The organism is Pantoea sp. SIMBA_079 (assembly GCF_046940275.1).
GTDB classification, from domain to species: Bacteria; Pseudomonadota; Gammaproteobacteria; order Enterobacterales; family Enterobacteriaceae; genus Pantoea; species Pantoea borealis.
This window is the reverse complement of sequence record NZ_JAWRYR010000772.1, coordinates 1-244: the sequence shown is the minus strand read 5'-3', so window position 1 is coordinate 244 and position 244 is coordinate 1. Positions and strand designations below refer to the sequence as shown.

The 244-nt window shown below is 73.4% G+C and carries 1 protein-coding gene; it reads right to left on the bottom strand.

What is annotated here, in order from left to right; genetic code table 11:
- Positions 1-244, bottom strand: a 244-nt coding sequence (locus tag SB719_RS22035; protein ID WP_412160015.1) for a hypothetical protein, incomplete at both ends; no start/stop codon positions are given.

Genomic DNA, 244 nt, shown 5'->3' with positions numbered 1-244 from the left:
CGCGATCCTCGACCGCCTGCAGCGTGTCGGTCAGCAGCTGGGGCACGTCCTGCACGCGCACCAGGCGACGTTCTTCCTGCTGCTGCCCGTAGAGGGTCGCGATGCGCGCCGGATCCATGCGCGCGCTGGGCAGCGCTGCGTCCGCAGCCGCATCGCGCAGGCGCGACACGCGACCGTTGGACAGCGACAGCGTCACGCGACCGGGCGCGACCTCGCCGTCGACATCGCGGAAGCCGCGGCTCGC